The 8,080-nt window shown below is 40.6% G+C and carries 10 protein-coding genes and 1 pseudogene; 7 read left to right on the forward strand and 4 right to left on the reverse strand.

The features are described from left to right. Positions 1–105 precede the first annotated feature (105 nt). Both H6G68_RS26125 and H6G68_RS26130 read right to left on the reverse strand, forming a co-directional pair. Positions 106–972 carry a hypothetical protein gene (locus H6G68_RS26125; protein ID WP_190909252.1) on the reverse strand — a complete coding sequence of 289 codons (867 nt, stop codon included), beginning with the start codon at positions 970–972 and terminating at the stop codon, positions 106–108. A gap of 39 nt (positions 973–1,011) precedes the next feature. Further along, positions 1,012–1,440 (reverse strand): hypothetical protein, encoded by a 429-nt coding sequence (locus tag H6G68_RS26130; RefSeq protein WP_190909253.1) that lies wholly within the window; start codon positions 1,438–1,440, stop codon positions 1,012–1,014. 503 nt (positions 1,441–1,943) lie between these two features. Here H6G68_RS26130 and H6G68_RS26135 point away from each other — a divergent pair. From H6G68_RS26135 to H6G68_RS26145, 3 genes are all read left to right on the forward strand, one after another. Beyond that, complete coding sequence (locus H6G68_RS26135) at positions 1,944–2,606, forward strand: ATP-dependent Clp protease proteolytic subunit (protein ID WP_190909254.1); 663 nt, start codon at positions 1,944–1,946, stop codon at positions 2,604–2,606. Between the two features lie 132 nt (positions 2,607–2,738). Further along, on the forward strand, positions 2,739–3,332 hold the full coding sequence (locus tag H6G68_RS26140; RefSeq protein WP_190909255.1) for an ATP-dependent Clp protease proteolytic subunit: 594 nt from the start codon (positions 2,739–2,741) through the stop codon (positions 3,330–3,332). A 100-nt stretch (positions 3,333–3,432) separates the two neighbouring features. Next, entirely contained in the window at positions 3,433–4,047 is a 615-nt protein-coding gene (locus H6G68_RS26145) for a J domain-containing protein (RefSeq protein ID WP_190909256.1), read from the forward strand. Positions 4,048–4,276: 229 nt separating this feature from the next. Here the strand turns inward: H6G68_RS26145 and H6G68_RS27470 are convergent. Continuing rightward, a pseudogene (locus H6G68_RS27470) lies at positions 4,277–4,414 on the reverse strand (Rieske 2Fe-2S domain-containing protein); the annotation flags it as partial. 49 nt (positions 4,415–4,463) lie between these two features. Between H6G68_RS27470 and H6G68_RS26150 the strand changes: the two are divergent. The 4 genes from H6G68_RS26150 (at position 4,464) to H6G68_RS26165 (ending at position 7,269) form a co-directional block, all read left to right on the forward strand. Continuing rightward, the gene (locus H6G68_RS26150; protein ID WP_190909257.1) at positions 4,464–4,724 is read left to right on the forward strand and encodes a MoaD/ThiS family protein; all 261 of its coding nucleotides are present in this window, start codon (positions 4,464–4,466) and stop codon (positions 4,722–4,724) included. Between the two features lie 163 nt (positions 4,725–4,887). Further along, positions 4,888–6,192 carry a threonine synthase gene (thrC, locus tag H6G68_RS26155; protein ID WP_127055081.1) on the forward strand — a complete coding sequence of 435 codons (1,305 nt, stop codon included), beginning with the start codon at positions 4,888–4,890 and terminating at the stop codon, positions 6,190–6,192. Positions 6,193–6,282: 90 nt separating this feature from the next. Beyond that, on the forward strand, positions 6,283–6,558 hold the full coding sequence (locus tag H6G68_RS26160) for a MoaD/ThiS family protein (RefSeq protein ID WP_190909258.1): 276 nt from the start codon (positions 6,283–6,285) through the stop codon (positions 6,556–6,558). 120 nt (positions 6,559–6,678) lie between these two features. Beyond that, on the forward strand, positions 6,679–7,269 hold the full coding sequence (locus H6G68_RS26165) for a DUF2996 domain-containing protein (protein ID WP_190909259.1): 591 nt from the start codon (positions 6,679–6,681) through the stop codon (positions 7,267–7,269). 51 nt (positions 7,270–7,320) lie between these two features. Here the strand turns inward: H6G68_RS26165 and H6G68_RS26170 are convergent, their stop codons facing one another. Beyond that, the gene (locus H6G68_RS26170; protein WP_190909260.1) at positions 7,321–7,815 is read right to left on the reverse strand and encodes a TM2 domain-containing protein; all 495 of its coding nucleotides are present in this window, start codon (positions 7,813–7,815) and stop codon (positions 7,321–7,323) included. Between the last annotated feature and the right edge of the window lie 265 nt (positions 7,816–8,080).

An 8,080-nucleotide genomic window follows, 5' to 3' on the forward strand; every position in this document is an offset into this window, starting at 1 on the left:
GGCATCTCTAACGCTTATTTTAGCGTACCAGCCAGCTACCTTTGCATTGGGGCATCTCACTTTTAAAAGCAGTGGCAGTAACACTTTAGCTATTTCCGGAGATGTCTAATCATTAAGCTTATGCTGATCAGATTGAACTCTTTCACTAATAATTTCCAAAATCTTAAGCATTCTTGAACGAGATAACTGTTTATAAACAGAAGCATATTTGTCTCGATAAATCTGTTTTCTTTTTTCGATACAATACTGATAAAATTTAATTCCTGTAGAATTTTCAAATAGACAAATAAATTCAGACATACGATCCATGCCTAATATTTCAAGAATTTCATCATATTCGATTGTTTCATCCATTTCTATTTTGTAATCAAGCCAATTATTGATTTTTTTTAAACTATTTTTTGAAAAATTATTGGTATTTTCTCTCTTGGTTCCAAAGTATGATAACAAATGGACAACAAGAGAGTTCGCATGTGTATTAATATATAATATTGGATCATTTACAAGCTTTGGATTCAGAGCAACTTTCGTAACTGCACAAATCAGACTTTTTATGAGATCATCATCAGAAAGTTTGTCAGACAGAATCGAAAATAGTTCAATTGAATTATGACTTAACTCACGGGCAAAAAATGACGGATTTATCCCTAAAAGTGTATAACTTAGAGGTTCATTCCACTCCATTTTATAATTAATACCAGAGGTGAAAAACGAAATTTCATTTCCGAACGCACGCTCAGATATAGTGTTATCTTCTGCTATTCGTTTGTAATAAGAATTAGAGGTAATACACTCAAAAAAAGGGACAACTGTAGTATGATTAAGGCATTCACCTGGAGGATCTTGATATTCAAAGACGAGAATACTGCTATTAGATCCACCTGAAGACTTAGGCTTTGTATTGGTAAAACTAGCAAGTATTTCCTGCACTGACTTTATATTAAAATTTGATTCGGATGTTACATCCAACATAGGCAATAGTATTAGCTCCTGATTAAAAGAATTACAATCTTAAATTGGGTTGATTGATCTTATAAAAGCAACACGCGGAACAGGAATAATTTGTTGTTGATGATTTAGAGAAGGATGACTAAGTTTAATGAAATGCCCAATGCTGTCTAATTCATCACGCACTTCGTACCAAGAGGGTAATTCAAGAGTATTGCTCTCCCGATGTCCACTGACTGCTTCTGATGTCCATACATTCAATTTTGGCATGACTTGCCGATGTGATCCACTCAGATAAAATGCTTTCAGTAACTTTTCAGATGCCCACAATGTACTTGTCCACATGGATAAGTCTACGGTTGCCATTTCTTTACCTTTAATAAACCCTTCACTTTGTCTAATTTGCTTTAAAACTTGTTCATTCTGCACTAAAAATGTCATCAAATAGCTATAGGATCTCAGCTTTAGACGGGTGATTGAGAGAACAGCCATATTTTTACTGATTATCTTATCATGAAATTGTAAATATTAAATACAATGTATCTGTAGTCAATACTGAGATTGGATCAGTATAGTTCTCCCATCAGCTGATTAAGCTGACGCTTACCTAAATTTAATATTTAGGCATTATACAAGTGATATCACAGGTGAAAAAAATGCCAGGAGCGATCGCACTTACTCCCTCACCCAGAAATAACGGTTTTCTGACTGCTAAAGAAATTCAGAATTTGCACGTATCCAGAGCCAAAAGATTGGGCTGCTTTTATTTTAACTGGTGAAGCAGAATAAACTGACTTGCTAAAGTAAAGTATAAATTTAGCTTCAAAAACCCATTACCCACGCCTCATTTGCCGAAAACATAGTTTAATATTGATTAAAAATATCCTAGCAACCTAGCTTTCTTGACCATAAGTGAGAAATCCACACCCTAAATCACCCAAGCATCGCGTTAGGATGTAGTACATTAACGGCATAGTTTCAGGCGATCAGTTGCTATGGACATTTCCCCCATCAAGGCTGTTCAATCCCCTTATTACGGCGATAATTTCTATCGGACACCTCCACCAGATTTACCTTCCCTTCTTTTGAAGGAGCGAATTGTCTATCTAGGAATGCCACTGGTTCCTTCTGTTACGGAATTGATCGTCGCCGAATTGCTTTATTTACAATCCGACGATCCCGAAAAGCCAATTAAAATCTACATCAACTCCACAGGAACTTCTGGTTACAGTGGCGAACCTATCGGTTTTGAAACCGAAGCCTTCGCTATCTATGACACCATGAAATACATCAAGCCTCCCATCCACACCATTTGTATCGGTTCGGCGATGGGTATGGCGGCAATGCTTCTAAGTGCTGGTACACCAGGTTGCCGTGCTAGTTTACCTAATTCCAGCATTATCTTACATCAGCCCAAGAGCTACGCTCAAGGACAAGCCACCGATATTCAAATTCGGGCTAAGGAAGTTCTGGTCAACAAAGCAGCAATGGTTGATATTCTGTCTTTCACCACTAAACAGGCATCAGAAAAAATTAGCAAAGACATGGATCGCCTTCTCTACATGACACCCTACCAAGCCAAGGAATACGGTTTGATTGACCGAGTTTTTGAAAAAGAAGAACTCGCTAATCCCCCACTCCCTGCAAGTGTGCTTTAAAGAAGGTGACAGGTGACAGGTGACAGGTGACAGAAAGAAGGCAAGAGGTAAAAGTTCATTTTTCTTTTCCTCCGCTATTTCCAATTCCCTATTCCCTTGACTGAATAACTAATTACAAAAGGAGTACCGAAAATGCCTATAGGCGTTCCCAAAGTTCCTTACCGGATGCCCGGAGGACAGTATACAGATTGGATTAGCATTTATGACCGCCTCTACCGGGAAAGAATTATTTTTCTGGGACGGGATGTTGATGACGAAATCGCTAACCAAATTATTGCGGTCATGCTGTATTTGGATTCAGATGATCCAGGTAAGGATATTTACTTGTACATCAATTCCCCTGGTGGCATGGTTACGTCTGGATTGGCGATTTATGATACCATGCAACACATCAAATCTGATGTTGTCACCATTTGCGTTGGGTTAGCGGCTTCAATGGGGTCTTTCCTGTTAGCCGCTGGGACTAAGGGTAAGCGGATGGCTCTACCTCACTCCCGGATTATGATTCACCAACCTTCCGGTGGTACTCGTGGCCAAGCCTCTGATATCGAAATTGAAGCCAGGGAGATTCTGCGGATTCGTCACCAACTCAATCAGATTTATGCTAATAATACTGGTCAAGCTTTAGCCAAAATTGAAAAAGACATGGATCGTGACTTTTTTATGTCTGCTCAAGAAGCTAAAGAATACGGCTTAATTGACCGTGTGATTGAAGAAAGGATGTAAATAGGGCAAAATAAATTCAAAATTTGAAGTTGAAAATTCAAAAGTAGAAATTCTTCATTTTGAATTTTTAATTTTAAATTTTGAATTGGAGCAAAGCAACATGGATTTGGGAGATTGTTACCGTTTATTGGGCTTAAGATCGGGAGCCTCTTTTGCTGAAATTAAGTCATCTTACCGCCGACTCGTGCAGCAATATCATCCCGATATGAATCCCAATGATGAAAAAGCTAAAGATAAATTTATTGCTTTGACCGAGGCTTATCGATTCCTACAAACGGTAGTACCATCTGAGGAAATAGCCCTAAAATCAAATAGTTCATCTAGTTCATCAAATTCTGTAAGTAGTTACACGGAGGTAAAAGCCCAAAGTTCAGCAACGGCAACTACTGTAATGCCTCACCCACCGACCCTAGAAGATATAGAACAACGGTTAAAGTGGAAGACTTATGAACAGTTGCAGCGGTTTTTGCAAGAAAGACGTTTTCCTCAAGCGATCGCTCTCGTGGAAGCTTTAGCTGCTAGATTACCAGAAGATATAGAAGTACGCCAATGGCAAGCGATCGCTTATCAAATCTGGGGAAGGGCGCTAATTGCTGAAAAACAACTGCCTAAAGCCAGAATTTATCTCAAAAAAGCTTTAAAGACAGATCCCCACAATAAAACTCTTTTGATTGAAGTACAGCGGGATTTCCAGCGCTTGGGTCAAAAATTCTAACAGTTATCAGTTATCAGTTTCATGATTGGCTGTAAGTCCACCATATCTCTGATAGTTGTTAACTGTTCACTGATTGAATATGTAAAGCTGCTAAAATCAGGTTATTGAAAGTTTTATTTTTCCGCATGGACATAGTCCACAAAATAAAAGAGAAACTACACAGAAATTTTGTTTATTTTTCCTCACTTAAGGGAGCAAGACGGTGAGGACATTGATATAAGAATACTCAGTAATCCTCAGATGACTTAGGCTTCCAAATCACTAAACGGATTCCCAACAAAGTTACGGGAACTGACCGCTGTGGATCAAGGTCTTCAACTGGTGAGAGGGGATACCAGTGCTGAAAAAAGTTGAATTCAGCTTGCATTTAACTTCTTATAAATTAATGAAATAAATTCAGGGTGTATAAAAATTGTATGTCGAAATCTGCAATTACCATAACCGTTAAATTGTTCGCTGCCTATCAAGAGGCTTATGGCGTGAGTGAACTAGTGCTGGAATTGCCTCATGGTACACCAGTCAAAGCGGTATGCGATCGCTTGATCACCGAACACCCAGAACTAACCCAATGGCGTGAGGTTACCCGCTTTGGCATTAATCTCATCTTTGTTGAACCAGACACCCTATTAGAAGATAGTGATGAAGTCGTCCTAATTCCACCCGTAAGTGGAGGGTAAGGGAGATGGGGAGAAAAATTTATTCCCTATTCCCTTCTTACTGTCACCTGTCACCTGTTCCCTGTCACCTATATCCGACTATTTTTGTCGGGTATGTTTGACGTGTATTTTAGGGCGTGTTAGAGTAATCCAAAGTTGACGGACATACGGGGAAAGCTAGTTTATGACTCAGGCGATTGCAAACCTAAACCAAGCAAACACTTCCATACTGCAAGCCTTGAAGTGTAAGGAATGTGGAGCAGAATATGAACTCAAAGCTAGTCATGTTTGTGAGTTATGCTTCGGTCCATTGGAAGTCAAATATGACTACAATGCTTTACGCCAGTCCGTCAGCCGAGAAAAAATCCAAGCAGGGCCAAATTCAATTTGGCGCTACCGTCAATTTTTACCTGTCGCTACTGATAATGTTATCGATGTAGGAACGGGGATGACTCCCCTAGTGCGATCGCACCGTCTTGCCCGTCGCCTGGGTTTAAATAAACTTTATATTAAAAATGATGCCGTCAATATGCCCACCCTGAGCTTCAAAGATCGGGTGGTGTCAGTTGCACTGAGCAGAGCTAGAGAATTAGGTTTTACGACAGTTTCTTGCGCTAGTACAGGTAACTTAGCAAATTCTACCGCTGCGATCGCAGCCCATGCAGGTTTAGACTGCTGCGTATTCATCCCCGCAGACTTAGAAGCCGGTAAAATATTGGGCAGCTTAATTTACAGTCCCACCCTCATGGCTGTAAAAGGCAACTACGATCAAGTTAATCGTCTCTGCTCAGAAGTTGCCAATACACACGGATGGGGTTTTGTCAATATTAATTTACGCCCTTACTACTCCGAAGGTTCCAAGACATTAGGCTTTGAAGTAGCAGAACAACTAGGTTGGGAACTACCAGATCATATCGTTGCTCCCCTAGCATCTGGTTCCTTGTTCACCAAAATCTATAAAGGTTTCAACGAATTCGTAGAAGTCGGTTTGGTAGAAGGCAAAAACGTTCGTTTCAGCGGCGCTCAAGCTGAAGGCTGTTCCCCCATTGCCAAAGCCTTCAAAGAAGGACGTGACTTTATCCAGCCAGTGAAACCAAACACAATAGCTAAATCAATCGCTATTGGTAATCCAGCAGATGGTGTTTATGCTGTAGAAATAGCCCAGAAAACTGGCGGTAACATTGAATCAGTCAATGATGCAGAAATTATCGAAGGTATGAAGTTACTGGCAGAAACTGAAGGTATCTTCACCGAAACAGCTGGCGGTACAACCGTTGCAGTCCTGAAAAAATTGGTAGAAGCTGGCAAAATTGATCCAGATGAAACTACAGTGGTTTACATCACAGGTAATGGTTTGAAAACCCAAGAAGCAATCCAAGGCTACGTTGGCGAACCTTTGACCATTGATGCCAAACTAGATAGTTTTGAACGGGCGCTAGAAAGATCCCGCACACTTGATCGCTTAGAATGGCAACAAGTGCTTGTTTAGTCATGAGTCAATGGTCATTAATCATTAGCAAGTGACCATTGAGCATTGACCACTGACAACCGACCACCGAGAATTGATATATAACTAAAGATGGCTGTAAAAGTTTTAGTTCCCACAGCACTGCAAAAATTTACGAATAACCAAGCTACCTTAGAATGCAGTGGTAGCAATATTTCTGAGTTATTTGATTCCTTAGAAGAAAACTGTCCTGGAATCAAATCACGTTTGTGCGACGAAGCCGGAAAACCCAGACGGTTTTTGAATTTGTACGTCAATAGCGAGGACATCCGCTTTTTGGAAGGCACAGAAACCGTGCTGAAAGATGGGGATGAAGTCAGTATTGTTCCAGCCGTTGCTGGTGGTTGAGATATCTTAAAATTAGCGAACTGATTCTGGCTAGGCGCTGGTATGTCAAAATGAAGGTAACTGACTACCCCAAGGTGAGCAACTCGCTCCAAAAGCTAGATATAAGGATTGACCTGAGCAATGGCAGAAGAAACCAATCAAAATCAGGCGGGAGAAGTGGCTCCCAGTGCTGCTGGAGAAACCGTTCCTAGTCGTAACGAACCAGTAGCTACAAGCCTTCCTACAGCTAACACACCAGATCCCAAAACAGCAAACCCAAAAGTTAATCCCAATGCGGCTGCACCTGCGAAAGAAAAACCTGACGCAGCTGCTAAAGCTCCCAAAAAGGAAAAACCTCCAGCAGTTGAAGACAAGCCTTTTGAAGAGTTTATGCAGCAGGAATACTTACCAGCTTTGCAAAAGGCAATTGTTGCGGAAGGAGTACCAGATGTACAGCTAACTTTTGCCAAGCAGAAATATCCCATCACTGGGTTTAACTTTGCAGAAGAATGCTGGCAAATTATCGGTAGTTGGCAAAACGGACAGCGCCAATTTAACGTCTATTTCCCCGATGCAGATATTCAAGGTAAAAAAGGCTTTTCCTGTAACGAAGGTAAAAAACCTAGTACCCTTGAGTCATTCTTAATCGATGAGCGCAAAATTACCCTTGATTTGCTGGTATCTCGGTTAGTCTATCGCTTAAACGGTCAAAAGTGGCTGGGGAGAAATTAATTATTGGTCATTAGTCATTAGTCATTGGTTTTGGACAAATGCCTACTGACTTTACAATTCGTGGAAATGGTAGGTAACGGCTCCAGTAATGGGGTCGTTATCTATTCTGACATAACCTGATTGCAGCATTTCTTTGAGAACCTTTTCCACTTCCGCAAAACTGGCTCCCGTTGCTTTCACCCCTTGAGTCACAGTTAAATTACCCCCCTTGCTTTCTGCCGCTTCCAGCAGTTTAACCATCAGTTGGTTGCCAGTTGGTTGGTAAACTTGGGAGTTGACCACTGTTTGATTTAGTGGCACACCCGAAGGCGATAAACCTGCTTTGAGTCTGAGCTTCTGTTCATACTCTTCAGTCATACCAGGGATGAGGAATAGATCCACTATCTGCCCTATGTACAACAAACCACCAGTACACAACCACAATACACCAGTTCCTATCTTGCCATTGTATAACCGATGCAACCCTCCCAAGCCTAATAATCCACCTGCACACAAGAGATAAGAGATCAAAAGACGGTCTTTATTTTGATTTTTTTCCACATTCATCTTGTTTTCAACCCCTTAGAGTAGCTCTTGTTTTTTGAGATTGTTAGTTGCTGGCTGCACTTTAGGCACTCTTCCTTTAAAATAACCTACATACTAGGATGCTAAAGGCTGAACACTGTAGTTGACTACCGATTTTCAAGCAGCAATTCCGTAACTACTAGGACTTACGCATTGACAGAATGACAAAATAGTGCATTTATAAATATGGGTCATCTAGTCATAGGTATCGGACAATTAGAGAAATAAGTAAACCATCCACAGCACA

Source organism: Anabaena catenula FACHB-362 (genome assembly GCF_014698735.1).
GTDB lineage: Bacteria > Cyanobacteriota > Cyanobacteriia > Cyanobacteriales > Nostocaceae > Anabaena > Anabaena variabilis_A.

Excerpts from the sequence above, each read along its gene's own strand:
- H6G68_RS26170 (WP_190909260.1), bottom strand. The coding sequence starts at position 7,815 with ATGAATGTGGAAAAAAATCAAAATAAAGACCGTCTTTTGATCTCTTAT.
- H6G68_RS26145 (WP_190909256.1), top strand. The coding sequence starts at position 3,433 with ATGGATTTGGGAGATTGTTACCGTTTATTGGGCTTAAGATCGGGAGCC.
- H6G68_RS26165 (WP_190909259.1), top strand. The coding sequence starts at position 6,679 with ATGGCAGAAGAAACCAATCAAAATCAGGCGGGAGAAGTGGCTCCCAGT.
- thrC (WP_127055081.1), top strand. The coding sequence starts at position 4,888 with ATGACTCAGGCGATTGCAAACCTAAACCAAGCAAACACTTCCATACTG.
- H6G68_RS26130 (WP_190909253.1), bottom strand. The coding sequence starts at position 1,440 with ATGGCTGTTCTCTCAATCACCCGTCTAAAGCTGAGATCCTATAGCTAT.
- H6G68_RS26160 (WP_190909258.1), top strand. The coding sequence starts at position 6,283 with ATGGCTGTAAAAGTTTTAGTTCCCACAGCACTGCAAAAATTTACGAAT.
- H6G68_RS26150 (WP_190909257.1), top strand. The coding sequence starts at position 4,464 with ATGTCGAAATCTGCAATTACCATAACCGTTAAATTGTTCGCTGCCTAT.
- H6G68_RS26125 (WP_190909252.1), bottom strand. The coding sequence starts at position 972 with ATGTTGGATGTAACATCCGAATCAAATTTTAATATAAAGTCAGTGCAG.
- H6G68_RS26140 (WP_190909255.1), top strand. The coding sequence starts at position 2,739 with ATGCCTATAGGCGTTCCCAAAGTTCCTTACCGGATGCCCGGAGGACAG.
- H6G68_RS26135 (WP_190909254.1), top strand. The coding sequence starts at position 1,944 with ATGGACATTTCCCCCATCAAGGCTGTTCAATCCCCTTATTACGGCGAT.